At 70.3% G+C, this 23,987-nt stretch carries 20 protein-coding genes; 13 read left to right on the top strand and 7 right to left on the bottom strand.

The window, feature by feature from the left end; genetic code table 11:
• Positions 1-11: 11 nt before the first annotated feature.
• The 5 genes from ACFWV8_RS29525 to ACFWV8_RS29545 form a co-directional block, all read right to left on the bottom strand.
• Complete coding sequence (locus ACFWV8_RS29525; RefSeq protein ID WP_329379308.1) at positions 12-878, bottom strand: nitrate ABC transporter substrate-binding protein; 867 nt, start codon at positions 876-878, stop codon at positions 12-14.
• A gap of 192 nt (positions 879-1,070) precedes the next feature.
• Complete coding sequence (locus ACFWV8_RS29530) at positions 1,071-1,889, bottom strand: IclR family transcriptional regulator (protein ID WP_329379311.1); 819 nt, start codon at positions 1,887-1,889, stop codon at positions 1,071-1,073.
• Between the two features lie 173 nt (positions 1,890-2,062).
• Positions 2,063-4,516 carry a SpoIIE family protein phosphatase gene (locus ACFWV8_RS29535; protein WP_384210568.1) on the bottom strand — a complete coding sequence of 818 codons (2,454 nt, stop codon included), beginning with the start codon at positions 4,514-4,516 and terminating at the stop codon, positions 2,063-2,065.
• Between the two features lie 146 nt (positions 4,517-4,662).
• The gene (locus tag ACFWV8_RS29540; protein WP_384210574.1) at positions 4,663-7,098 is read right to left on the bottom strand and encodes an MFS transporter; all 2,436 of its coding nucleotides are present in this window, start codon (positions 7,096-7,098) and stop codon (positions 4,663-4,665) included.
• 229 nt (positions 7,099-7,327) lie between these two features.
• Positions 7,328-7,786, bottom strand: coding sequence for an SRPBCC family protein (locus ACFWV8_RS29545; RefSeq protein WP_329392191.1), 459 nt, complete (start codon positions 7,784-7,786; stop codon positions 7,328-7,330).
• 130 nt (positions 7,787-7,916) lie between these two features.
• Here ACFWV8_RS29545 and ACFWV8_RS29550 point away from each other — a divergent pair, with 130 nt between their 5' ends.
• From ACFWV8_RS29550 to ACFWV8_RS29565, 4 genes are all read left to right on the top strand, one after another.
• Positions 7,917-8,960: an Rv2578c family radical SAM protein gene (locus tag ACFWV8_RS29550; RefSeq protein WP_384210579.1), complete on the top strand. Its 1,044-nt coding sequence runs from the start codon at positions 7,917-7,919 to the stop codon at positions 8,958-8,960.
• A 39-nt stretch (positions 8,961-8,999) separates the two neighbouring features.
• Positions 9,000-9,506, top strand: a complete 507-nt coding sequence (locus tag ACFWV8_RS29555; RefSeq protein ID WP_384210586.1) for an O-acetyl-ADP-ribose deacetylase — start codon at positions 9,000-9,002, stop codon at positions 9,504-9,506.
• Positions 9,507-9,688: 182 nt separating this feature from the next.
• Positions 9,689-10,093 carry a RidA family protein gene (locus ACFWV8_RS29560; protein WP_384210593.1) on the top strand — a complete coding sequence of 135 codons (405 nt, stop codon included), beginning with the start codon at positions 9,689-9,691 and terminating at the stop codon, positions 10,091-10,093.
• Positions 10,094-10,096: 3 nt separating this feature from the next.
• A complete protein-coding gene (locus ACFWV8_RS29565) occupies positions 10,097-10,624 on the top strand; it encodes a GNAT family N-acetyltransferase (protein ID WP_384210597.1) in 528 nt (175 codons plus the stop codon).
• On the opposite strand, the gene ACFWV8_RS29570 is transcribed toward ACFWV8_RS29565, so the two are convergent.
• Entirely contained in the window at positions 10,608-11,294 is a 687-nt protein-coding gene (locus tag ACFWV8_RS29570; RefSeq protein ID WP_384210602.1) for a HEAT repeat domain-containing protein, read from the bottom strand. The genes ACFWV8_RS29565 and ACFWV8_RS29570 overlap by 17 nt on opposite strands.
• A 395-nt stretch (positions 11,295-11,689) precedes the next feature.
• On the opposite strand from ACFWV8_RS29570, the gene ACFWV8_RS29575 reads away from it, so the two are divergent.
• The 9 genes from ACFWV8_RS29575 (at position 11,690) to pssA (ending at position 22,585) form a co-directional block, all read left to right on the top strand.
• Positions 11,690-13,477, top strand: coding sequence for a 3-hydroxyacyl-CoA dehydrogenase family protein (locus ACFWV8_RS29575; protein WP_384210607.1), 1,788 nt, complete (start codon positions 11,690-11,692; stop codon positions 13,475-13,477).
• 59 nt (positions 13,478-13,536) lie between these two features.
• On the top strand, positions 13,537-14,358 hold the full coding sequence (locus ACFWV8_RS29580) for a TetR family transcriptional regulator (RefSeq protein ID WP_384210614.1): 822 nt from the start codon (positions 13,537-13,539) through the stop codon (positions 14,356-14,358).
• Between the two features lie 447 nt (positions 14,359-14,805).
• On the top strand, positions 14,806-16,143 hold the full coding sequence (gene ccrA / locus ACFWV8_RS29585) for a crotonyl-CoA carboxylase/reductase (protein WP_384210618.1): 1,338 nt from the start codon (positions 14,806-14,808) through the stop codon (positions 16,141-16,143).
• Between the two features lies 1 nt (position 16,144).
• Positions 16,145-18,208, top strand: coding sequence for a protein meaA (locus ACFWV8_RS29590; protein WP_384210621.1), 2,064 nt, complete (start codon positions 16,145-16,147; stop codon positions 18,206-18,208).
• Complete coding sequence (locus ACFWV8_RS29595) at positions 18,205-19,194, top strand: HpcH/HpaI aldolase/citrate lyase family protein (RefSeq protein ID WP_384210625.1); 990 nt, start codon at positions 18,205-18,207, stop codon at positions 19,192-19,194. The genes ACFWV8_RS29590 and ACFWV8_RS29595 overlap by 4 nt, the downstream gene beginning before the upstream one ends.
• A 3-nt stretch (positions 19,195-19,197) precedes the next feature.
• Positions 19,198-19,710: a MaoC family dehydratase gene (locus tag ACFWV8_RS29600; RefSeq protein ID WP_329379332.1), complete on the top strand. Its 513-nt coding sequence runs from the start codon at positions 19,198-19,200 to the stop codon at positions 19,708-19,710.
• A gap of 3 nt (positions 19,711-19,713) precedes the next feature.
• Entirely contained in the window at positions 19,714-20,919 is a 1,206-nt protein-coding gene (locus ACFWV8_RS29605; RefSeq protein WP_384210628.1) for an acyl-CoA dehydrogenase family protein, read from the top strand.
• A 168-nt stretch (positions 20,920-21,087) separates the two neighbouring features.
• The gene (locus ACFWV8_RS29610; RefSeq protein WP_384210677.1) at positions 21,088-21,744 is read left to right on the top strand and encodes a phosphatidylserine decarboxylase; all 657 of its coding nucleotides are present in this window, start codon (positions 21,088-21,090) and stop codon (positions 21,742-21,744) included.
• Positions 21,731-22,585 (top strand): CDP-diacylglycerol--serine O-phosphatidyltransferase, encoded by an 855-nt coding sequence (pssA, locus tag ACFWV8_RS29615; protein WP_384210631.1) that lies wholly within the window; start codon positions 21,731-21,733, stop codon positions 22,583-22,585. Before ACFWV8_RS29610 ends, pssA begins: the two co-directional genes overlap by 14 nt.
• A gap of 75 nt (positions 22,586-22,660) precedes the next feature.
• Here the strand turns inward: pssA and ACFWV8_RS29620 are convergent, their stop codons facing one another.
• On the bottom strand, positions 22,661-23,815 hold the full coding sequence (locus ACFWV8_RS29620; RefSeq protein ID WP_384210634.1) for a glycerate kinase: 1,155 nt from the start codon (positions 23,813-23,815) through the stop codon (positions 22,661-22,663).
• Positions 23,816-23,987 lie beyond the last annotated feature (172 nt).

A 23,987-nucleotide genomic window follows, 5' to 3' on the forward strand; every position in this document is an offset into this window, starting at 1 on the left:
GGCTCGCCCCCTCACCTCAGTGCCAGAAGAGTGTCGTAACCGCTGCGCCCGTCGGTGAGCTGCCAGGACCTCATCCAGGCATAACTCTCCGTGAAACGCTCCTTGGTGAAGGGCGTCGCGTGGGTGAAGCGGTGGTACTCCGGGCGGAGCCGCTCGGGTGCGAGCGCGCCGGCCACCTCCTCAACCACATGACCGGCGAAGGACGGCCGGTCCGCGTTGATGAGATCCACGGCGGAGTTGACCGCCGACATGAAGAGGTCGAGACGCCCCGCCGTCAGGTGCGGGGCGACGACCTGGGCGCCCCGGTAGAAGTAGCAGCCGAGCAGATGGGCACCGCGCTCCAGCGCGAGGCTGAGGAAGGGCTCCATCAGCATCACGGCGCGCAGCTCTCCCCGCGCGGCGGATTCGAGTCGCGCCGCGGGCGGGCCCACATGCTCCAGCTTGATCTGCTCCCGGGGCACCGTGCCCTCCAGGAGATGCAGGGCGGTGTAGTGCGACCCCGTGAACTCGTTGACGCCGACGGGCACGTTGTTCATGTCGTGCGGCTCGTTCAGCGTGGGGTCGAAGCTCACCAGTGCCTGGGCGACGACGGCGGGGCGGAGGTAACCGATGTACCCGCCACGGCTGTTGCGCTCCAGACGGTCGATGCCGCCCCATTCGCAGAGATTGAACAGATCGGACCGCTCGGCCTCGAACAGGGCTTCCTTGCGGCGGGCGATCGGGTCCCTGACGTCGCTCTCCCCGGCGGTGCCTGCGTCCGCGAAGCGCACGTCGAGACCGGCGTCCGCGAACAGGCCGCGCTCGACGGCGACGATCTCGGGGAGATCGAAGACCGGGTGGTTGCGGGAGATGACGAGAGCGCCGTCGTGTGAGGCCATGCCGTCGTCCGCTCCCTTCGCACCCTGGTCGTGGTATCGCGAGGACGACTTTAAGGCAGCCGGCATCATGCGTCAACTGCCGCTTTTCGCACAGCGCAAGAAGGTTTCACTGTGCGAAAAGAGCGAAGGGAGCGCGGATCGACGGGCTTTGGAGCCGGTCCGGGGCGGCCGGGTCAGGGCCTCGGGGCCGGGTCAGAGCTGGCCCAGGGCGAGTGCGACCGGCAGGCCGCGCAGACTCTCCGCCGCGGCCACCACGGCGGACCCCAGCCGTCCGAGGCGGTCGTCCGCCATCCGGCTCGCGGGGCCCTGGATGTCCACCGCGAGCCGGATGTACGCCGATCCGCTGTGCACGGGCGCGGCGATCCCCCGGAGGCCGCTGCCGCCCGTGTCGTCGAGGACGGCGTAGCCGCGGAAGCGGGTGGCCAGCAGTTCGACACTCTGCGACCAGCGTTCGCGGTCGTCGTCCCCGCCGCTCCCGCCGTACGTACCGGGCGCGGGCGCCCGGTCGCGGTCCGGGTCGAAGGCGGCGATGGCGAGCCCCATCACGGAGTCCGTCAGCGGTACGGCGCGGCCCGGCTCGCCCAGGTACCGCAGCGGCTGCTCCGACTGCACGCTCATCAAGGTCAGCACGGTGTCGCCGCGGCACACCCCGACACTCGCGGTCTCCCCGGTGCGATCGGCCAACTCCTTCAGTACGGCGGTGACATCGGGCAGACCGCTGGAGGAGAGCGACCGCCGCCCAAGCCTCAGCAGTACGGGACCCGGCAGGAAACGCTCGCTCTCCCGCGAACGGCACAGCAGCCCCTCGGCCGTGAGTGTGGCCAACAGCCGGTGCACGGTGCTCACATTGAGCCCGGTGGTCTTCGACAACTCGGTCAAGGTGGCCCCCGAGGGGCTGTCGACCACGGCACTGAGCAGCCGCGCGGCCCTGGCCACGGACTGCACACCACTCGTACGCGCCCCACGGGCCGACGCGTCGGGCTCGACGGGGGAGGAAGTCGAAAGGCTCATCCGCCGACGTTAACCCGGCCCCGCTGGACACGTCAGGCAGGGCTCACGACGGACCACCCGGCGGGCAGCTCTCGATCCCGGGTGCCGTCCGCCGATACTCCGCCCCGGGAAGCGTGGTATCGCCACTGCCGATGATCCACAGGCCCGTCTCGGTCAGCGGCGACTCACCCGTCTCACGCCCACCGACGGTTAATTGACGCCACGTCACCTACGCGCGTCACTCGCGAACCCCGTCCCGCCAGAGCCAGTTCGAACCAGACCGTCTTGCCGTGCGGAGTACTGCTGCTCCCCCAGCCACGGGCCAGCCGGCTCACGACCCGCAGACCCCGCCCGAACTGGTCGTCGGGCTTCGCGCCCAGCAGGCTCGCCGGGGCGGGGTTGTCGTCGGTGACCTCGCAGAGCAGGGCGTCGGCGCGGACCAGCCGGAGCCTCACATGGCGGATCCGGGCGTGCCGTACGGCGTTGGTGACCAGCTCGCTGACCATCAGCTCGGCGTGCTCCACGGCCTGCGGCAGATTCCAGTCGTACAGCTTGCCGCGCACCAGCCGCCGGGCCCGCGTGACCTCGCGCGCGTCGAGGGCGAGCCGCCACTCGGCGACGTCGTCGGCCGGGATGCCGTTCAGCCTGGCCATCAGCAGCGCCACGTCGTCCTTGCGTCCGCCGTGGGTGTTGAGCGCGCGGATGACGGTGTCGCAGGCCTGGTCCATGGAGGCGGCGGGATGCGCCGCCAGCTCGCAGAGGGCCGCCAGGCCCGCGCCGATCTCCTGGCCGCGCACCTCGACCAGGCCGTCGGTGCAGAGCACCAGCCGGTCGCCGGGGCGGACCCGTACCGTCACGTTCTCGAACGGCACCCCGCCGACACCGATGGGGGCGCCGGTCGGCAGGTCGAGCTGTTCGCTACGGCCGTCGGCGGCGCGGACCACCACGGGTGGGATATGTCCGGCGTTGGCGATCTGGAGCTCGGAGCGGATGGGGTCGTAGACCGCGTACAGACAGGTCGCCAGATAGTTCTCGCCCAGCCCTCGTGCCAAATCGTCCAGATTGCGGAGCAGTTGGGCGGGCGGCAGCTGCATGGTCGCCATCGTCTGCACGGCCGTACGCAACTGGCCCATCATCGCGGCCGAGTTGAGGCCGTGGCCCATGATGTCGCCCACCACGAACGCGGTACGGGAGCCGGGCAGTTTGACGGAGTCGAACCAGTCGCCGCCGATCCTGCCGATCCGGGCGCCGGGCAGATAGCGGGTGGCGATGTCACAGCCCGCCATCCGGCGCGCGACCTGCGGCAGCATGCTGTCCTGGAGGGTGTCGGCGACATTCTCCTGATACGTGTACATCCTGGCGTTGTCGAGCACCAGACCGGCCCTCGCGGCCAGTTCGGCGCCGGTGGTGCGGTCCATGTCGTCGAAGGGGCGGCGTTCCTGACGCCGCATCAGCACCATGAAGCCCAGCACCACGTCGCGTGCCCTGAGCGGCACGAGCAGCATGGAGCGGTTGTTGATGAGCGGGCGCAGGTCGCGCTTCTCGAACTGCGCGGAGATCCGGTCGCCGTCCGCCTCGTCGAGCCGGGGGATGAGGACGGGCTCGCCGGTGACCATGCACTGGAAGAACGGGGTGCGTTCGGGGAAGGCGATGGCCTCGCCGATCGGCACCGTGTCGTCCCAGCGGCCCGGTTCGTCGTTGTGCTCGACCCAGACGCGGTGCCAGACGGTGGCCGCGTCGGGCGGGCCGGCGGGGAAGTCCTCACCGGCGAGGACGGCGGCGCGCAGATGGGTACCCGCGAAGTCGGCGAAGCGGGGGACGGCGGCGCTGGTGACCTCGCGGATGGTGCGCGCCAGGTCGAGGGAGGAGCCGATCAGGCCGCTGACCTCGTTCAGGAACTCCAGGCGCTCGCGGACGGCCGCGTATTCGAGGTCGAGTTCGGGCGTGGGCGCGGGGTGGTCGGCCGGACCGTACGCCCGCTCCTGTCTGACGGCAGCGCGGCGCGGCACACCCCGGTCGGGGGTGACCGGGACCCGGTCGCAGTGGCTGAACTCCAGTACGGGATAGCCCAGTTCGAGGACCTGGGCGACGATGCGCCCGGAGTCGGCGACACTCATGTCCGGCAGGATGTGCGGGAGATGACCGGCCAGCGACTCGGAGTCGGGGAACTCGGTGTGCAGCGAGAAACTCGGCGCGATCCGCTCGCTGTCGGCGCCGGCGTCGATACGGAGCTGGTCGACGTCCGCGGCGAGTACGAGATGGCGGCCGGGTCCCGGGCCCGCGAGCGGATAGGCCCACCACAGCACATCGAGCCGGGGGCGTCCCGCGTCGGAGAGCTTCGCCCGGCCTGCGGTGGGATAGGAGCTGCGTCCGTGCAGCTCCGGACCCAGCTCGTCGTACCCGTCGTACGCCTCGTACGCGCCGTTGACCCTCGCGGTCCTGTCCTCGGTGAGCGCCCCGGCGACCGGCATCAGATCGCCCGCGGGCTGCCCGACCGCTTCTTCCTCGGAATGGCCGAAAAGCCGCCTTGCGCCGCTCGACCAGTGCGACACGAGGCCGTCGGCGTCCACGACGACCACGGCGAGCGGAATCCGGCCGGCGACGGCGCGATGCGGCCGCGTCCGGAGCGGCGGAGTGCCACTGTCCATGGGTGGAAGGCTCCTTCCCCGCCGCCGGGATCTGCGGCTGTGCACCCACGGTACGGCTCCGAACACACAGTGCGCGGGGCATTGAACTAATAGGTCGTGCGCCCGCGCACTGGGAAAAGTTGACTGAAATTCAGTCAGTGGTCGGCTCAGTCCTCGTGCCCCAGTTGCAGGTCCCTCTCGGTGCGTCCGCCGCCCGCCATCCGCAGCACCGTGGCCACCGGCGGATACCCGGCGGCGATGACCGTGTACTCGCCGGAGGAGAGGTCGACGAAGCGAAACGTTCCGTCGGCGCCCGTCGTGAGAGTGTCGACGACATTGCCCGCCGCGTCGAGAAGCGTGACACGCGCGTCCTCGACCGGACGGCCCCCGCCGGCCCGTACGGTGCCGCGCAGCACCGCCCCGCCGGCCAGTTCGATGTCCTGTCTGGTCTCACGCGAGGCCTGGACGCTGACGAGGAGCGCGGCGGGACGGAAGGCGGGGGCGCTGGCCGCGAGGGTGTACTCCCCCGCCACCAACTCCGAGATGACATAGCCGCCTTCGCGCCCGCTGCGGGTGGAGGCGACGACGTCACCGCGTACGTCGGTGAGGGTGACGGCCGCGTCGCGTACGGGTGTGCCGTCGGCGGTCAGTACGGCGCCGGCGAGCCGCCCGGCGCCGCCGAGGACCACGTCCATCTCGACGGGGCGCTCGCCGACGGTCACGGTGACGGCCTGCGGCTGGTGCCCGCCGGCGGCGGCGATCATCACGTACGACCCGGCGCCGGGCACGCTCAGCGCGTACCGCCCGTCCTCACCGCTGGCCCCGCGCCCGATCTGGGTGCCCTGGACGTCGATGAGGGTGAGGGCGGCGCGCGGCACGGTCGTGCCGTCGTGGTGCTGGACGGTGCCGCAGACGGCGACGCCCGGCGTGTACGTGGGCGAGGCGGCGGCGCCGTTCGAGGATGCGGGTGCCGACGGGGCGGTGCGCGCGGACGGTACGGCGGTGGACTCGGCGGCGGATGCGTTGTAGGACACCAGCGGTTTCTCCTTGAGGAAGCAGGCGATGAGCAGGCCGAGCAGGAGCACCGGCACGAGGTAGAGGAAGATGCGCGGCATCGCGTCCGCGTACGCCTGGATGTAGCTGTCGCGCAGCGCGGGTGGCATCGCGTGCACCATCTGCGGCGTGATGGATTCCACGCTCGGCAGTCCGGCCCCCGACGGGACGCGGTCGACGAGCGCGTCGGTGAGGCGGTCGGCGAAGAGCGTGCCGAAGATGGCGGCGCCGACACTGCCGCCGATCTGGCGGAAGTAGTTGTTGGCGCTGGTGGCGGTGCCGAGGTCGGAGGGCTGCACGGAGTTCTGCACGGCGAGGATCAGCACCGGCATGACCAGGCCGATACCGATGCCGAGCACGGCCTGCCAGACGCTGTATTCGAGCCGGGAGGTGTCCGTCTCCAGCCGGGACAGCAGCCACATGCCGACGGCGGAGACTGCGGCGCCGAGGATCGGGTAGACCCGGTAGTGGCCCGTCTTGCTGATGAGCTGGCCGGAGATGATGGAGGCGCCGACGATGCCGCCCATCATCGGGAGCATCAGCAGGCCGGACTCGGTGGCCGACGCGCCGTCGACCATCTGGAGGAAGGTCGGCAGATAGCTGGCGGCGCCGAAGAGCGCGATGCCGATGACCGCGCCGACGAGACCGGTGATGTTGAAGATCGAGTCGCGGAACAGCCGCAGCGGGATGATCGGTTCGGGCGCGAAGCGTTCGACGACCAGGAACAGGACGGCGGTCACGACGGAGCCGACGGCGAGTCCGACGATGACGCGCGAGCCCCACTCGTACTCCGTACCGCCCCAACTGGTCAGCAGCACCAGGCAGGTCGACGCGGCGGCGAGCAGCAGGGCGCCCAGGATGTCGAGCCGGGCCTTGGTGCGGGGTTTGGGGAGTTTGAGTACGACGGTGACGACGGCGAGGGTGACGAGGCCGAACGGCACGTTGAAGTAGAAGCACCAGCGCCAGGAGACATGGTCGGTGAAGAAGCCGCCGAGCAGCGGTCCCGCGACCGACGCGAGGCCGAAGGCGCCGCCGATGAGTCCCATGTAGCGCCCGCGTTCGCGGGGCGGCACGATGTCGGCGATGATCGCCTGGACACCGATCATGAGTCCGCCGGCGCCGACGCCCTGGAGGGCGCGGAAGGCGATGAGTTCGTTCATCGTGCGGGACCAGCCGGCCAGGGCCGATCCGACGATGAAGACGACGATCGCGAACTGGAAGACGCCTTTGCGGCCGAAGAGATCGCCGAGCTTGCCGTAGATCGGCAGGCCGATCGTGGAGGTCAGCAGATACGCGGTGATCGCCCAGGGCATCCGGTCCAGGCCCTGGAGTTCGCCGACGATCTTCGGCAGGGCGGTGGCGACGATCATCTGCTCAAGCGCCGCGAGCAGCAGCGCGAGCATCAGCCCGACGAAGACCAGGCGCACCCGGCGCGGGGAGAGTTCATCGCCCGGGGTGGCGGCGCCGGTGGCGGGTGGGGGCGGGTTGATCGTGACCGGAGTGGGCACGGTGGCCTGCTCGTCGTCCTTCACCAGCGTGATCCCACCCACGAATTGCTCCCCTTCGTCGCCTCTGCGCGGCGTAATTCTTCACATTGCACGCAGAGCGGGAGCAAGTCGGGCGGTTCGCCGGATGGAGTACGGCGCATCGCGGCATTCGGTTGTGAGGGGTCCCCGGGGGGCGCTCATCAGCGGCTTTCCCACGACGCGTGGTGCGCGGGCGCACGTCACGCGTCGCGGGTAAAACCACTCGAATCGGTGACCCCGGGGTGGGGACGGTTCAGGACGTCTCGGACGCCTTCTCCGTCTCCGTCGCGAGCTTTTCGAGCAGCTCGTCGTAGATACGGGCGAGCCCCTTGGGCGCGAACGTCCTCTCGAAGAAGCCGCCGATGCCGCCCGCGCCGTCCCAGACGGTCGTCACCACGGCCTTGGAACGGCCCTCGCCGGCCGGTGTGACGACCCAGGTGGTGACCATCGAGGAGTTGCGGTCCTTCTCCACGAGCTGACCGTCCGTGGGCTCGGTGACTTCGAGGAGACAGTCACGGACGCGCTTGCTGGTCGCCTGGAGCTTCCAGTGGACGAGCGTTCCCTCGCCGTCGCCGCCCTCGCGGACCTCGTACTCACTGAAGTGCGCGGGCAGCACCTTCGGACGGATCTCCTGGTAGTCCGCCAGCGCGTCGAACACCGTCTCCGGGTCCGCCGCGATGATCCGCTCCGTCGTGGCCTCGACCTGCGCCATGGCTTCCTCCAGCATTCGTTTCTCCGGACGGCCAGCCAACCATCTCCGCGAGGCGCGCCCAAATCCGGGGTTGCATCGATCATGGGAACACGTGTTCTATTCTTTGGTCAGTACAACTGAGGAGGCGCACATGCGCTGGGACAATCTGGCCGAGAACCCCACGTCGGCCCGCGACGCGGCGCTCTTCGACACGGACGCGGTACGTACGAGGACCTTCGACACCCCCGAATTCCGCGGCATCACGTTCCACGAGATCCGCGCCCGTTCGATCGTGAACCGGGTACCGGGCGCGTCCCGGATGCCCTTCGAATGGACGGTCAATCCGTACCGGGGATGCTCACACGCCTGCGTGTACTGCTTCGCCCGCAAGACCCACAGCTATCTGGACCTCGACACCGGCATCGGCTTCGACTCGCAGATCGTCGTCAAGATCAACGCGCCGGAGCTGCTGCGCCGCCAGCTCGCCTCGCGCCGCTGGCAGGGCGCGCACATCGCGATGGGCACGAACGTCGACTGCTACCAGCGGGCCGAGGGCCGCTACCGGCTGATGCCGGGCATCATCTCCGCGCTGCGCGACCGCGCGAACCCCTTCTCCATCCTGACGAAGGGCACGCTGATCCTGCGCGACCTCGAACTGCTGCAACAGGCCGCCGAGGTCACGGACGTCGGCGTGTCCGTCTCCGTCGGCTTCACCGATCAGCGGCTGTGGCGCACGGTCGAGCCGGGCACGCCCTCGCCGGAGCGCCGCCTCGACGCCGTCCGCACGCTGACGGACAGCGGCATCGGCTGCGGGGTCCTGATGGCCCCCGTCATCCCCTTCCTCGGCGACAGCGCGGACCAACTGCGGGCCACGGTGCGGGCGATAGCCGCGTCCGGGGCGACGTCGGTGACCCCGCTGGTGCTGCATCTGCGGCCGGGCGCGCGCGAGTGGTTCATGCGGTGGCTGCGGGAGCACCACGCGTATCTGGTGCCTCGGTACGAGCGGCTGTACGCGGAGGGGGCGTACGCGCCGAAGTGGTACCAGCGCCGCATCACGCGCCAGGTCCATGAACTCGCCGACGAGTTCGGCATCGGCCCGGCCGGGCGGGCGGCGCGGCGGCGCGTCCTGGTCCCGGAGACACCGGAGGTGCCTGAGGTGCCCGAGGTGGGGCCGACGCAGCTGACTCTGCTGTAGTTCCGGCGCACGCGCGGGGCCCGGTGCGATCATCCGGGCATGACTGTGATCGAGGTCGTACAGGGCGACATCACGCGCCAGGACACGGAAGCCATCGTCAACGCGGCCAACGAGTCGCTGCGCGGCGGGGGCGGCGTGGACGGGGCGATCCACCGGGCGGCGGGCCCACGGCTCGCGGAGGCGGGCGCTGCGCTCGCGCCGTGTGCGCGTGGCGACGCGAAGGCGACCCCCGGCTTCGACCTGCCGCCGCCGATCCGGCATGTCATCCACACGGTGGGCCCGGTCTGGAAGGGCGGCGACCGGGGCGAGGCGGAGGTCCTGGCCTCCTGCTACCGCCGCTGTCTGGAGGTGGCGGACGAACTGGGCGTCAGGAGCGTCGCGTTCCCGGCGATCTCCACGGGCATCTTCGGTTTCCCGCAGGACCGGGCGGCCCGGATCGCGGTCACCACGCTCAGGTCGACGCCGACGGCCGTGGAACGGATCAGTCTGATGGCGTTCGACCCACAGACGCACGGACTGCTGACGAGGACGCTGGGGGCCGCGTAGACCCGGGTGCGTTCTCAGCCCGTCCGGCGTTTGAGGACGGACCGGCGACCGGGCGGGCCCGGGGTTGCCGACACGGGCGTGCCGCGGGGCGGGTTGCTCCTCGGGCCGAGAGGGGCGGGCGAGCCGTCCCGGCGCGGAAAAGCCGTCGCCCCGCGGTGAGCGTGCCCGCGAGGATGGTCCGCATGACTCGACTCACTCATGTGCACTCCCCCGCCGGCGTCGCCCCCGGCAGCGGCTACAGCCACGTCGTCTGGGGCACCGGGCGGTTCGTCGCCGTGTCCGGGCAGTGCGCCTTCGACAGCGAAGGCGGGATCGTCGGCGTGGGGGACGCCGGGGCGCAGGCGCGGCAGGTCTTCGAGAATCTGCGGCGCTGTCTCGCCGAGGCCGGCGCCACCTTCGCCGACGTCGTCAAGCTGACGTACTTTGTGACCGACGTCGCGCACCTGCCCGCCGTACGCGTCGCGCGCGACGCGGTGATCGACACCGCGCGGCCCCCGGCCAGCAGCGCCGTCCAGGTGGCCGCGCTGTTCCGGCCCGAACTCCTCGTTGAGATCGAGGCGTTCGCGATCGTCGGCGAGGACGCCTGAGCCATGGACCTCCGGATACGCGCGATGACCGAGGACGACTGCGAGGCCGTCGCGGCCGTGCGGGTCGGCGGCTGGCAGTGGGCGTACGCCGGGCTGATGCCGCAGGCGTATCTCGACGCGATGAGCGTCGAGGAGGACGCGGCCCGGCAGCGCGGCCGGCTCGTCGGCGGGCACGGCACCGTCGTGAACATCGTGGCGGAGCGTGACGGCGTCGTGGTCGGCTGGGCCTGCTTCGGGCCGTGCCGGGACGAGGACACGCCCGCCGGCGCGCAGGAGCTGTACGCGCTGTACGTACGGCCCGAGCACGTCTCCAGCGGCGTCGGCCGCGCGCTGATGGACACCTGGCTGGAGCGGGCCACCGCCGCCGGGTGCTCCCCGCTCGTCCTCTGGGTCCTGAAGGAGAACAGCCGGGCCAGGCGCTTCTACGAAAAGGCCGGATTCACACCCGACGGCGCCGAGGAACCCTTCCAGGTCGGCGACGCGAAAGTGCCCGAGGTGCGTTACGCCCGCTCCTTCAGCCGAGCCGGCTGAGCGCCTCCGACGCGGCGCCGGAGAGCCGGGGGTGCGCGCGGGCGGCCCTGAGCAGGGGCAGCGCGCGCCGGTCGCCCAGCTGCCCCAGACCCTCGACGCAGGCCAGCGCCACCCGCCAGTGCGTCTCGCCGGGCGCGAGCAGCCGCTCCAGGGTCGTGAGCAGGGCCGGTACGGACTCGGGCGCCCGTAGCTCGGTCAGCAGCCGCACCGGGTGGAGCGCGTACGCGGTGCGCAGCACGTTCGTGGCGAGCGCGGCGGCGGCGCGCGGGGTACGGGGGTCGGCCAGCCGGGCGAGCGCGTGCGCGGCCGACGCGCAGCGCTCGGGATCGCGGTGGTTGAGGAGCAGCACCAGCGTCTCGAACGCCCGCCTGTCCCCCGCGCGGCCCAGCCGGAAGGCGGCGATCTCCCGGGCCCACAGGGGGTGTCGGGGTGCGACGAGGACGTCGGCCAGCTCCTCGTGGTCGTCAGTGCCGATCAGCCGCCGGTACGTGGCCGAGTCGCGGGACTCCTCCCGTACCCGCTCGGCGAGCGAGCGCAAGTGCTCGTCGGGGGTGCTCTGTTCGGCACGGGCGGTGACCGCCGCACGGGGTGCGGTCACCCCGGCGGCCCCCGCCACTCCCGCCGCCCCCGCCGTGTCCACGGGTCCTGCCTGCCGTTCCAGCTCGCTCATGCCGGGCAGGGTATCCGCGCTCCGTGTCCACGAGGGCGCTCTCCGTGACCACCGCAACCTGGAACGGCCGGATTCCACCGGTGGCGCATCGCACATCTCCGCAGGGCTGGCGCGCTCGTTACCCGCCGGTTAATCTCAGGTGAGCGGGGAACCCCGCGGCTCCCGGTGGCCTGGTGACGCAGCCACCGTGAGTGTCCGTCGGTTCGGCACAACGCGGTTGGGCAACACCGCGGCCGTTTTCACCGTGGCCGCACGGCGTGATCCCGGGACAGGGTCCGCCGGCTCTCGCTTCTCCCTGCCACAGCCGCCCTCACCGCCATCTCCGCCCGCGCGGCACGCGCACGCGACACGCACCTGTCCCCTCTTCAGTCGTCACTCACCCCAGGAGTCCCGTGATGGACATTCCTCTCTCCACCATCGCCGTCGTCGGCCTCGGCACGATGGGGACCGGTATCACCGAGGTCCTCGCCCGCGCCGGCCGTGAGGTCATCGGTATCGACATCGACGAGAGCGCCACCGCCCACGCGGTCGGCGTGTTCGAAGCGTCCACCGCGCGTGCCGTGGAGCGCGGGCGGATCACCGAGGAGGAGCGGAGCGCGATGCTCGCCCGCTTCCGTACGTTCACCGATCTCGGGGCCGCCGCGGACGCCGATCTCGTCATCGAGGTCGTCCCGGAGTCGTACGAGATCAAGCAGCAGGTCTTCCGGGCGCTGGACGCGATCGTCTCCCCCACCGCCATCCTGGCCACCGGCACGAACGCCCTGTCGGTGACCCGGCTCGCCGCCGACTCCGCGCATCCCGAGCGTGTGCTCGGGCTGCACTTCTTCAACCCGGCCCCCGCGATGCGGCTGGTCGAGGTCGTCTCGTCGGTGCTGACAGCGCCGACCGCCGTCAGCGCCGTCACGACGCTGGCGCGTGAGCTGGGCAAGGAGCCCGTCGCCGTGGGCGACCGGCCCGGCTTCGTCGCGGACGGGCTGCTCTTCGGCTATCTCAACCAGGCCGCCGCGATGTACGAGGCCAGGTACGCGTCCCGCGAGGACATCGACGCCGCGATGCGGCTCGGCTGCGGGCTGCCGATGGGCCCGCTGGCGCTGCTCGACCTGATCGGCGTCGACACCGCCCGTACGGTCCTGGAGGCCATGTACGCCGCTTCGCGCGACCGGCTGCACGCCCCGACGCCGGTCCTGCGGCAGCTCAGCGAGGCCGGGCTCACCGGCCGTAAGGCGGGGCGCGGCTTCTACACGTACGAGGCGCCGGGCAGCGGCACGGTCGTGCGCGACGCGCTGACCCCGCTGGACGACGGCCTCGGCGACGGGAGCGAGCGGACCGTCCGCTCGGTCGGCGTCGCGGGCTCGGGCACGATGGCGAGCGGTATCGCCGAGGTCTTCGCCAAGGCGGGTTACGTCGTGGTGCTCGCGGCCCGCAGCCAGGAGAAGGCGGACGCCGCGAAGGCGCGCGTGGCCAAGTCGCTGGGCCGCTCCGTCGACAAGGGGCGGCTGACCGGGGAGACGCGCGACGACGCGCTGGCGCGGATCACCCCGGCCGGCTCGCTGGACGCGTTCGACGATGTGGATCTCGCCGTGGAGGCGGTGACCGAGGACCTGGAGGTCAAGCGGCAGCTGTTCGCGGCGCTCGACAAGGTCTGCAAGCCGGGTGCGGTGCTGGCGACCACCACGTCGTCGCTGCCGGTGGTGGCGTGCGCCCGCGCCACCACGCGTCCGCAGGACGTCATCGGGATGCACTTCTTCAACCCGGCGCCCGCGATGAAGCTGGTCGAGGTGGTCCGTACGGTCCTCACGTCGGACGAGGCCCACGCGACGGTCCGCGAGGTGTGCGCGGCGATCCGCAAGCATCCGGTGGACTGCGGCGACCGGGCCGGTTTCATCGTGAACGCGCTGCTGTTCCCGTATCTGAACAACGCGGTGAAGATGGTCCAGGAGCACTACGCGACGCTGGACGACATCGACGCGGCGATGAAGCTGGGCGGCGGCTATCCGATGGGGCCGTTCGAACTGCTGGACGTGGTCGGTCTGGATGTCTCGCTGGCCATCGAGCGGGTCCTGCACCGCGAGTTCCGCGATCCCGGGCTGGCTCCGGCGCCGCTGCTGGAACACCTGGTGGCGGCGGGTTGTCTGGGCCGTAAGACGGGCCGGGGTTTCCGCGAGTACGCCGCCCGGCGCTGACGTCCGGGAGCGGCCCCCCACGGGCGCGCCGTCCTGCGCGGATGCAGTACGTTCGGGGCATGGCCCAGCCCGCTGACTCCGCCCGAAGGACCGCCCGTACGAACCCGACGTCCGACGCGCCGGAGAGCGCGGCGGGCAGCCGCGCGGCGGCCCAGCGGCTGAAGATGCGCCGGGAACTGTCGGCGGCGGCGATGGAGTTGTTCTCGACCAAGGGGTACGAGGCGACGACCGTCGACGAGATCGCCGCGGCGGCCGGGGTCGCGCGGCGGACGTTCTTCCGGCACTTCCGTTCCAAGGAAGAGGCGATCTTCCCCGACCACGACGACACCCTCGTCCGCGCGGAGGCCGTCCTGAACGCGGCGCCCGCGCACGAGCATCCGCTCGACACGGTGTGCCGGGGCATCAAGGAAGTCATGCGGATGTACGCGGCCTCGCCAACCCTGTCCGTGGCGCGCTACCAGCTCACCCGCGAGGTGCCCACCCTGCGCGAGGCGGAGATCGCCTCGGTGGCCCGCTACGAAAGGCTCTTCACCCGTTATCTGCTGGGCCATTTCGACGAGCACGAGCACCCCGACGGCAACGACGACCCGCTGCTCGCCGAGGTGGCCGCGTCCGCCGTCGTCACCGCCCACAACCATGTGCTGCGCCGCTGGCTGCGGGCCGACGGCCAGGGCGATGTGGAGGCGCAGCTGGACCACGCCTTCGCGATCGTCCGCGACACGTTCAGCTCGGGCATCGCCGCGGGCCGGGCCATGGGCGGTGCGGCGCAGCCGGCGGCCACGGTGAGCACCAGCGGCGAGGTCCTGGTGGCGGTGGCCCGTACGGACGCGCCGCTGGACGAGGTCATGCGCACGATCAAGCAGGCGCTCAAGAACGCGTGACTCGTTCCGCGACCGGCTCTTCACCCGCACGCCCACGGTGACACGCCTCAACTGAGCCGCTCCGCCGCCAAACAGCCACCTAAGGTGACATTTCACCTCACAGAGTGGACTGCTGGTGCTCATGCGTGCCTCACGGATGACAACTGAGACGAATTCTTGGCACGCAGTGCCTTGTCCATCGACACGGCGTGCCATACGTTGTGGGTGTCCGGGCGGCCGGCGCACCGAGTTCCCTCGTACGCCGGCTGTCCCCGCGAGCCACCCGGCCCGCGCGCCCGGACGCCTGCGTCACAGGCATTCCGCACGCCCACCCGGCGTCGCCACGCACCACCCCACGCCGAACCGACGGCACACCTCCATCGCCCCACGCGCACAGCGCGGCCCCACGTCCCACCCCTCAGGGACCTGTTCAGCGTTCCCGCAACACGCTCCGCCGGAGGCCACACCGTGAAGGACATCCTGGACGCCATCATGTCGCCGGACAGCACGTCCGCCGACTTCGCCGCACTGCCCCTGCCCGAGACCTACCGCGCGGTGACCGTACACAAGGACGAGACCGACATGTTCGCCGGTCTCGACTCACGCGAGAAGGACCCGCGCAAGTCTCTGCACATCGACGACGTGCCGGTGCCCGAACTCGGCCCCGGCGAGGCCCTGGTGGCCGTCATGGCCAGCTCGGTCAACTACAACTCCGTCTGGACCTCGATCTTCGAGCCGATGTCGACCTTCGGCTTCCTGGAGCGCTACGGCAAGCTCAGCGAGCTGTCGAGGCGTCATGACCTGCCGTACCACGTCATCGGCTCCGACCTGGCCGGGGTCGTGCTGCGCACCGGGCCCGGGGTCAACACCTGGCACCCGGGCGACGAGGTCGTCGCGCACTGCCTCTCCGTCGAGCTGGAGAGCTCGGACGGGCACAACGACACGATGCTCGACCCCGAGCAGCGCATCTGGGGCTTCGAGACGAACTTCGGCGGCCTGGCCGAGATCGCGCTCGTCAAGTCCAACCAGCTGATGCCCAAGGCCCGTCATCTGAGCTGGGAGGAGGCCGCGGCCCCCGGTCTGGTCAACTCCACCGCCTACCGCCAGCTCGTGTCGCGCAACGGCGCCGGGATGAAGCAGGGCGACAACGTGCTGATCTGGGGGGCGAGCGGTGGACTCGGCTCGTACGCGACCCAGTTCGCGCTCGCCGGCGGCGCCAACCCGGTCTGTGTGGTCTCCAGCGACCACAAGGCGGAGATCTGCCGGCGCATGGGCGCCGAGGCGATCATCGACCGCACCGCCGAGGAGTACCGGTTCTGGCAGGACGAGCACCATCAGAACCCGCGTGAGTGGAAGCGGTTCGGCAAGCGCATCCGGGAGCTGACCGGCGGCGAGGACGTGGACATCGTCTTCGAGCACCCGGGCCGGGAGACCTTCGGCGCCAGCGTGTACGTCACCCGCAAGGGCGGCACGATCGTCACCTGCGCCTCGACGTCCGGCTACACGCACGAGTACGACAACCGCTATCTGTGGATGTCGCTGAAGCGGATCGTGGGCTCACACTTCGCCAACTACCGCGAGGCGTGGGAGGCCAACCGCCTTGTCGGCAAGGGAAAGATCCACCCGACGCTGTCGAAGGTGTACCCCCTGGAGGAGACCGGCCAGGCCGCGTACGACGTGCACAGCAACCGCCATCAGGGCAAGGTCGGGGTGCTCGCGCTCGCGCCCCGCGAGGGCCTGGGGGTCGGCGATCCCGAGACCCGCGCGCTCCACATCGGCGCCATCAACCGCTTCCGGGACGTGTGACATGCCGGAAGCGGAACGGGACGCGGGCCGGGCGGCGGAGCGGGAGGCCGGCAGCGGCAGGCGGCCGAAGGACCGGCCCTGGCTGATGCGGACGTACGCCGGCCATTCCACCGCCGAGGCGTCCAACGAGCTGTACCGGAACAACCTGGCCAAGGGCCAGACCGGTCTCTCGGTCGCCTTCGACCTGCCGACGCAGACGGGCTACGACCCGGACCATGTCCTGGCGCGCGGCGAGGTCGGCCGGGTGGGCGTCCCCGTCTCCCATCTCGGGGACATGCGGCGGCTGTTCCAGGACATCCCGCTGGCGAAGATGAACACGTCGATGACCATCAACGCGACCGCCATGTGGCTGCTGGCGCTCTACCAGGTGGTCGCCGAGGAGCAGGGCGCGGACAGCGAGCTGCTCCAGGGGACGACACAGAACGACATCGTCAAGGAGTATCTGTCGCGCGGGACGCATGTCTTCCCGCCGGTGCCCTCGCTGCGCCTGACCACCGACATGATCACGTACACGGTGGCGCACATCCCCAGATGGAACCCGATCAACATCTGCAGCTACCACCTCCAGGAGGCGGGGGCCACCCCAGTCCAGGAGATCGCGTACGCGATGTCGACGGCGATCGCCGTGCTGGACGCGGTGCGCGACAGCGGGCAGGTGCCGGCGGAGCGGTTCGGTGATGTCGTCGCCCGTATCTCGTTCTTCGTGAACGCCGGGGTGCGTTTCATCGAGGAGATGTGCAAGATGCGCGCCTTCGGCCGTATCTGGGACCGGATCACCCGGGAGCGGTACGGCGTACGGGACGAGAAGCAGCGGCGCTTCCGTTACGGCGTCCAGGTCAACTCCCTGGGGCTGACGGAGGCGCAGCCCGAGAACAACGTGCAGCGCATCGTGCTGGAGATGCTGGGCGTGACGCTCTCCAAGGACGCGCGGGCCCGCGCCGTACAACTCCCGGCGTGGAACGAGGCGTTGGGGCTCCCCCGGCCGTGGGACCAGCAGTGGTCGCTGCGGATACAGCAGGTACTGGCCCTGGAGAGCGACCTGTTGGAGTACGACGACATCTTCGCCGGGTCGCATGTCGTGGAGACGAAGGTGGCCTCCCTCGTCGAGGACTCACTGGCGGAGATGGACCGGATCGAGGAGATGGGCGGTCTGATGGCCGCCGTCGAGTCGGGCTATCTGAAGTCGCGGCTCGTCTCCTCGCATGCCGGGCGCCGGGCGCGTATCGAGTCGGGCGAGGAGAAGATCGTCGGCGTCAACTGCTTCGAGCAGACCGAGCCCAGCCCGCTGACCGCCGATCTGGACACCGCGATCATGACGGTCGACCCGGCGAACGAGGCGCGGGTCGTGGCGGCGCTGCGGGAGTGGCGGGAGAACCGGGACGAGACGCGGGCGGGCGAGTCGCTGGCCGCGCTGAAGCGGACGGCGGCCGGTACCGGCAATCTGATGGCGGCGACCGTGGAGTGCGCGCGGGCCGGTGTGACGACCGGCGAGTGGGCGTGGGCGCTGCGTGACGTCTTCGGCGAGTTCCGGGCGCCGACCGGGGTGAGCGGCGCACCGGTCGCGGTCGCCGCCGAGGCGGGCACGGCGCTCGCCGCCGTACGGGAGAAGGTGTCCCGTACGGCCGCCGAACTCGGCTCGGGGCGGCTGCGGTTGCTGGTGGGCAAGCCGGGGCTGGACGGCCATTCCAACGGGGCCGAGCAGATCGCCGTACGCGCGCGGGACGCCGGGTTCGAGGTGGTCTACCAGGGCATCAGGCTGACACCCGAACAGATCGTGAGCGCCGCCGTCGCCGAGGACGTGCACTGCGTGGGCCTGTCGATCCTCTCGGGCTCGCACGCCGCGCTGGTGCCCGATGTGCTGGGCCGGCTGCGCGAGGCGGGGGCCGGGGACATCCCGGTGATCGTCGGCGGGATCATCCCGGGCGCCGACGCCGAGGCGCTGCGGGCCGCCGGAGTGGCCGCCGTCTTCACCCCGAAGGACTTCGGGATCACCGAGATCATCGGCCGTATCGTCGACGAGATCCGTCACGCGAACAAGCTCGACCCCTTGGAGGTCCACACATGACCAGCCTCGACGCCGCCGGCACCGGCGGTCCCGCGAACAGGCTCAGGCCCCGCCGCTCCTGCCTCGCCGTCCCCGGCTCCAACCCGCGCTTCCTGGAGAAGGCACAGGGCCTGCCCGCCGACCAGGTCTTCCTCGATCTGGAGGACGCCTGCGCTCCGCTCGCCAAGGAAGGCGCCCGGCACACCATCGTCGACGCGCTCAACAAGGGTGACTGGACGGGCAAGACGCGGGTCGTACGCGTCAACGACTGGACGACGCACTGGACTTACCGTGACGTGATCACGGTCGTGGAGGGCGCGGGCCACAATCTGGACTGCCTCATGCTGCCCAAGGTCCAGGACGCGCAGCAGGTCGTCTCGCTCGATCTGCTGCTCACCCAGATCGAGAAGACGATGGGCTTCGAGGTCGGCCGTATCGGTATCGAGGCGCAGATCGAGAACGCCAAGGGGCTCGTGAACGTCGACGAGATCGCCGCCTCGTCGCCGCGACTGGAGACCATCGTGTTCGGCCCCGCCGACTTCATGGCGTCGATCAACATGAAGACGCTGGTGGTCGGCCAGCAGCCGCCCGGTTACGGCGCGGACGCCTACCACTACATCCTGATGCGGATCCTGATGGCGGCTCGTACGCACGATCTCCAGGCGATCGACGGGCCGTTCCTCCAGATCCGGGACGTGGACGCGTTCCGCGAGGTCGCCGGCCGGGCCGCCGCGCTGGGCTTCGACGGCAAGTGGGTGCTCCACCCGGGGCAGATCGACGCCGCGAACGAGATCTTCTCGCCGTCGCAGGAGGACTACGACCACGCGGAGTTGATCCTCGACGCGTACGACTACGCGACGTCCGAGGCGGGCGGCAAGAAGGGGTCGGCGATGCTCGGCGACGAGATGATCGACGAGGCGAGCCGCAAGATGGCGCTGGTCGTCTCCGGCAAGGGACGGGCGGCGGGCCTGCGGCGGACGTCGGCGTTCGAAGCCCCGGAGGCGTGAGAGATGCGATTCGGGCGCACATTTGAGGAGTTCGAGGTCGGCGCCGTCTACAAGCACTGGCCGGGAAAGACCGTCACCGAGTACGACGACCATCTGTTCTGTCTGCTCACCATGAACCACCACCCGCTCCATCTGGACACCAACTACGCGGAGAAGACGACCGACTTCGGCAGGAACGTCGTGGTGGGGAACTACATCTACTCGCTGCTGCTCGGCATGTCGGTCCCCGACGTCTCCGGCAAGGCCATCGCCAATCTGGAGGTCGAGTCGCTGAAGCACATCGCGCCGACCTTCCACGGCGACACGCTGTACGGCGAGACGACGGTCCTGGACAAGACGCCGTCGCGGTCCAAGGACGACCGGGGCGTGGTGTACGTCGAGACCAGGGGCTACAAGCAGGACGGCACGGTCGTGTGCGTCTTCCGCCGCAAGGTGATGGTGCCGACCGCGACCTACATCGACAAGCGCGGCGGCGAACAGCCCGGCCGCCCCGAGCCGATCACGCAGGAGAGCTGACCCATGAGCCGTCTCGCCCAGACCGCGGACCTGACCGACATCCAGCGGGAGATCCTCTCCACGGTGAGGGACTTCGTCGACAAAGAGATCCTGCCCGTGGCCACGGGTCTTGAGCACCGCGACGAGTACCCGGCCCAGATCGTCGAAGGGCTCAAGGAACTCGGCCTGTTCGGGCTGATGATCCCGGAGGAGTACGGCGGTCTGGGCGAGTCACTGCTCACGTACGCGCTCTGCGTGGAGGAGATCGCCCGCGGCTGGATGTCCGTGTCGGGCATCATCAACACGCATTTCATCGTGGCGTACATGCTCAAGCAGCACGGCACCCAGGAGCAGAAGGACACCTTCCTGCCGCGCATGGCGGCGGGCGAGGTGCGTGGCGCGTTCTCGATGTCCGAGCCGGGGCTCGGCTCGGACGTGTCGGCCATCACGTCGAAGGGCGTCAAGGACGGCGACGAGTACGTGCTGGACGGCCAGAAGATGTGGCTGACGAACGGCGGCTCGTCCACGCTCGTCGCCGTGCTCTGCCGGAGTGACGAAGGCCACCCCGAGGGCACCGCGCGCCACCGGTCGATGACCACGTTCCTGGTGGAGAAGGAGCCCGGCTTCGGTGAGGTACGGACCGGTCTGACCATCCCCGGCAAGATCGACAAGATGGGCTACAAGGGCGTCGACACCACCGAGTTGATCATGGACGGACTGCGCATTCCGGCCAATCGGGTCCTCGGAGGCGCCACCGGACGAGGGTTTTACCAAATGATGGACGGGGTCGAGGTCGGCCGCGTCAACGTCGCTGCGCGTGGCTGCGGCGTCGCACAACGCGCCTTCGAACTCGGCGTCTCGTACGCCCAGCAGCGTCAGACTTTCGGCAAGGCGATCGCCGAACACCAGGCAATCCAGTTCAAGCTGGCCGAAATGGCCACCAAGGTCGAAGCAGCTCATGCGATGATGGTCAATGCGGCACGCAAAAAGGACTCCGGGGAACGAAACGACCTGGAGGCAGGGATGGCGAAGTACCTCGCCTCCGAGTACTGCAAGGAAGTCGTCGAGGACGCCTTCCGGATCCACGGCGGTTACGGCTTCTCCAAGGAGTACGAAATCGAGCGTCTCTACCGCGAGGCACCGATGCTGCTCATCGGCGAAGGTACCGCCGAGATCCAGAAAATGATCATTGGTCGCCGACTGCTGGAGGAGTACCGATTCCAGGGTTGATCGCGGTCTATGGTCCCATTTGACCGCCCACAACAGCACACCTCGTCATCGTCTTCCGGCCGCCGACTCGGCTTCTGCATTGCCCAGTTGCACCTGGCAACCGATACCATCGACGGAAAGCCGCCGTCCCCGTTGCCCGTGCGGCATCATCCGCTACGAAGGTCATCCATGCCCCACAGCCAAACCTCTGCACGACGCGACGTCATTCCCAAGGGACGCCTTGCGCGCGGAGCATCGCCGTGGCTTCTGCCGACCGTCGCCACCGCAGCACTCAGTCTGGTCCGCGCCCGCGGCTCGAAGCGCGCCGCCGCCATCGCCGTGCCCGCCACCGCTCTCGCGGCAGGCATGCTGTGGTTCTTCCGGGATCCCGAGCGAGAGATCACGCAGGGCCGGGTCATCTCACCGGCCGACGGCGTGGTGCAGAGCATCATGCCGTGGAAGGACGGGCGCACCCGCGTCGCGATCTTCATGAGCCCGCTGAACGTCCATGTCAACCGCGCTCCCCTCGCGGGCACCGTGACGTCCGTCGAGCACATCCCCGGCGGTTTCGTCCCCGCTTTCAACAAGGAGAGCGAGAACAACGAACGCGTCGTCTGGCACTTCGACACCGAGCTCGGTGACATCGAGATGGTGCAGATCGCCGGCGCCGTCGCCCGGCGGATCGTCCCGTACGTGCCGCAGGGGACCAAGCTGGAGCAAGGCGAGCGCATCGGCCTGATCCGTTTCGGCTCACGCGTCGACATCTACCTTCCGGAAGGTGTCGACGTCGCCGTCGAGGTCGGTCAGGCCACGACCGCAGGGGTGACTCGAATTGACCGTGATTGATCCCGACGCACCGGCCGGCTGGGTCGCCGAGGCCGAGGAGGAGGACGACGCGGAGGAAATGCCGTTGTCGATGCGGCTGTCGATAGCGGACACCCTCACCCTCGGCAACGCCACCTGCGGCTTCATGGCCGTCTACTTCACCACCACCGGCATCCTGATCCCGCACCTCACCGGCAGCGAAGAGACCGGGATGGCGCGGCACTCCGCGGCCACCGCGGTGATCCTCATGCTCTGCGCCGCGGTCTTCGACCTCTTCGACGGACTCGTGGCCCGCAAGCTGCGCAGCTCGCCGATGGGTGCGGAGCTCGACAACCTCTCCGACCTGATCAGCTTCGGTCTGGCGCCCGCGTACTTCGTCCTCGTCTACGGCATGGTCGCCGACGACGCCCATCAGCGGGTCTCGGCGCTGGCCGCGGTCGTCGTACTGCTGGCGGTGGTTCTGCGGCTCGCGAGATTCTCCTGCGTGACGATGAAGCACGGCATGTTCCAGGGCATGCCGAGCCCGTTCGGCGCGCTCACGGTCGTCTCCATCGTGCTGCTGGAGCTTCCCTTCGTACCGACGCTGCTCGCCATCGTCGGTGTCGCCTGGCTGATGGTGAGCCGGGTCGAGTATCCGAAGCCGCGGGGCATCCTCGCGGTCGCGATGCTCAGCTGGATCGTGTCCGCGATGGCGCTGCTGGTGGCCTGGGCGTTCGACGCGCCGGGCGGGCAGCTCCTGCTCCAGACGGGCTGTGCGCTCCAGGTGGTGACCGGCGCGGTGATCCCGCTCTTCGCCACGGCGCGGCGCGTGAACACGTTCCGTGACAACCGGCGCGAGGCACGCGCGGCGCAGCTGCCGTAGCCACCGCCCGCAGGCCATACGTACAGGGCCCGGACGCTTCGAGCGTCCGGGCCCTGGTGTGTGCGGGGTGACGGATCAGGTCAGGAAGTCGCGGGCGATGGTCGCCGACATGCGTTCCAGCAGCGGGCCCGCCTCCGCCATGGAGCGTGCCGGGTCCGGTTCCAGGTCCGTCAGGGCGTACGCGCGGCGGATACCGGCGCGGCCGAGGGCCTCCGGGCGCAGGGCCAGCCGGCCGCAGACGGCGATCACCTCGATGTTCTTCGCACGGGCCGCCGCCGCGACGCCCGCCGGGGCCTTGCCGTGCAGCGTCTGCTCGTCCAGCGAGCCCTCGCCGGTGATCACGAGCGTGGCGCGGGACAGCGCGGGGCCGAAGCCGAGTACGTCGAGCATGACCTCGATGCCGGGCCGGAAGCTCGCGGCGAGGCCGACAAGGGCACCGTAACCGATACCGCCCGCTGCGCCCGCGCCGGGCGAGAGCGCGGCCTCGGCCGCCCCGGCGCCGAGGGTCTTCTCCAGGACGCGCGCGTAGTGCGCGAGCGCCGCGTCGAGTGTGGCGACGTCCTCGGGGGACGCGCCCTTCTGCGGACCGTAGACCGCCGGGGCACCCTTGGGGCCGGTCAGCGGGTTGTCGACGTCGCTGGCGAGGACGATGTCCGTGTCGGCGATACGGGGGTCGAGTCCGGACAGGTCCACCGTCGCGAGATCGCGCAGTCCGCCGCCGCCGGGGCCCACCGGCCGCCCGTCCGCGTCGAGGAAGCGTCCGCCGAGCGCGGCGAGCATCCCCGCGCCGCCGTCCGTCGTGGCGCTGCCGCCGACGCCGAAGACGACGGTGCGCGCGCCCGCGTCGAGTGCGGCGCGCAGCAGCTCGCCGGAGCCGTACGTACCGGCGGTGAGAGGCGCGAAGACGCCGGCGGGCAGGTGCTGGAGGCCCGACGCCTCCGCCATCTCCACGACGGCCGTGCCGTCGCGGAGCGCGTACGCCGCGGTCAGCTCGTCGCCGAGCGGTCCGGCGACCCGTACCTCACGGCGTTCGAACCCGGCCGCCACCGCCGCTGCGACGGTGCCGTCACCGCCGTCGGCGACGGGCAGTGCCTCGACGTCGAGGCCGGGGACGACCAGACGCAGCCCGGCCGTCACCCGCTCGGCGACCTGTACGGCCGTGAGCGATCCCTTGAACTTGTCCGCCGCGACGAGCACGTGCGCGGCCTCGGTTACTGCTCCGTCCGTCACCTTGTCATCCCTTGCTTTCGAACAGGCAGTCGCGCCGCACCGACCCTATCCGGCCGGGTGGCCTCCTGCCCACGGGTACCGCCCTGGCGTCCGCGCCACAAGAAGAGGGGTAAAACTCCCATAATCCGAGAAACGACATGGGCCGGTTTCGGCTCCGCCAAGGTGCCGCTGA

It is taken from the genome of Streptomyces sp. NPDC058665 (genome assembly GCF_042714995.1).
Taxonomy (GTDB): Bacteria; Actinomycetota; Actinomycetes; order Streptomycetales; family Streptomycetaceae; genus Streptomyces.

Excerpts from the sequence above, each read along its gene's own strand:
- ACFWV8_RS29525 (WP_329379308.1), bottom strand. The coding sequence starts at position 878 with ATGGCCTCACACGACGGCGCTCTCGTCATCTCCCGCAACCACCCGGTC.
- ACFWV8_RS29530 (WP_329379311.1), bottom strand. The coding sequence starts at position 1,889 with ATGAGCCTTTCGACTTCCTCCCCCGTCGAGCCCGACGCGTCGGCCCGT.
- ACFWV8_RS29535 (WP_384210568.1), bottom strand. The coding sequence starts at position 4,516 with ATGGACAGTGGCACTCCGCCGCTCCGGACGCGGCCGCATCGCGCCGTC.
- ACFWV8_RS29545 (WP_329392191.1), bottom strand. The coding sequence starts at position 7,786 with ATGGCGCAGGTCGAGGCCACGACGGAGCGGATCATCGCGGCGGACCCG.
- ACFWV8_RS29550 (WP_384210579.1), top strand. The coding sequence starts at position 7,917 with ATGCGCTGGGACAATCTGGCCGAGAACCCCACGTCGGCCCGCGACGCG.
- ACFWV8_RS29555 (WP_384210586.1), top strand. The coding sequence starts at position 9,000 with ATGACTGTGATCGAGGTCGTACAGGGCGACATCACGCGCCAGGACACG.
- ACFWV8_RS29560 (WP_384210593.1), top strand. The coding sequence starts at position 9,689 with ATGACTCGACTCACTCATGTGCACTCCCCCGCCGGCGTCGCCCCCGGC.
- ACFWV8_RS29565 (WP_384210597.1), top strand. The coding sequence starts at position 10,097 with ATGGACCTCCGGATACGCGCGATGACCGAGGACGACTGCGAGGCCGTC.
- ACFWV8_RS29570 (WP_384210602.1), bottom strand. The coding sequence starts at position 11,294 with ATGAGCGAGCTGGAACGGCAGGCAGGACCCGTGGACACGGCGGGGGCG.
- ACFWV8_RS29575 (WP_384210607.1), top strand. The coding sequence starts at position 11,690 with ATGGACATTCCTCTCTCCACCATCGCCGTCGTCGGCCTCGGCACGATG.
- ACFWV8_RS29580 (WP_384210614.1), top strand. The coding sequence starts at position 13,537 with ATGGCCCAGCCCGCTGACTCCGCCCGAAGGACCGCCCGTACGAACCCG.
- ACFWV8_RS29590 (WP_384210621.1), top strand. The coding sequence starts at position 16,145 with ATGCCGGAAGCGGAACGGGACGCGGGCCGGGCGGCGGAGCGGGAGGCC.
- ACFWV8_RS29595 (WP_384210625.1), top strand. The coding sequence starts at position 18,205 with ATGACCAGCCTCGACGCCGCCGGCACCGGCGGTCCCGCGAACAGGCTC.
- ACFWV8_RS29600 (WP_329379332.1), top strand. The coding sequence starts at position 19,198 with ATGCGATTCGGGCGCACATTTGAGGAGTTCGAGGTCGGCGCCGTCTAC.
- ACFWV8_RS29605 (WP_384210628.1), top strand. The coding sequence starts at position 19,714 with ATGAGCCGTCTCGCCCAGACCGCGGACCTGACCGACATCCAGCGGGAG.
- ACFWV8_RS29610 (WP_384210677.1), top strand. The coding sequence starts at position 21,088 with ATGCCCCACAGCCAAACCTCTGCACGACGCGACGTCATTCCCAAGGGA.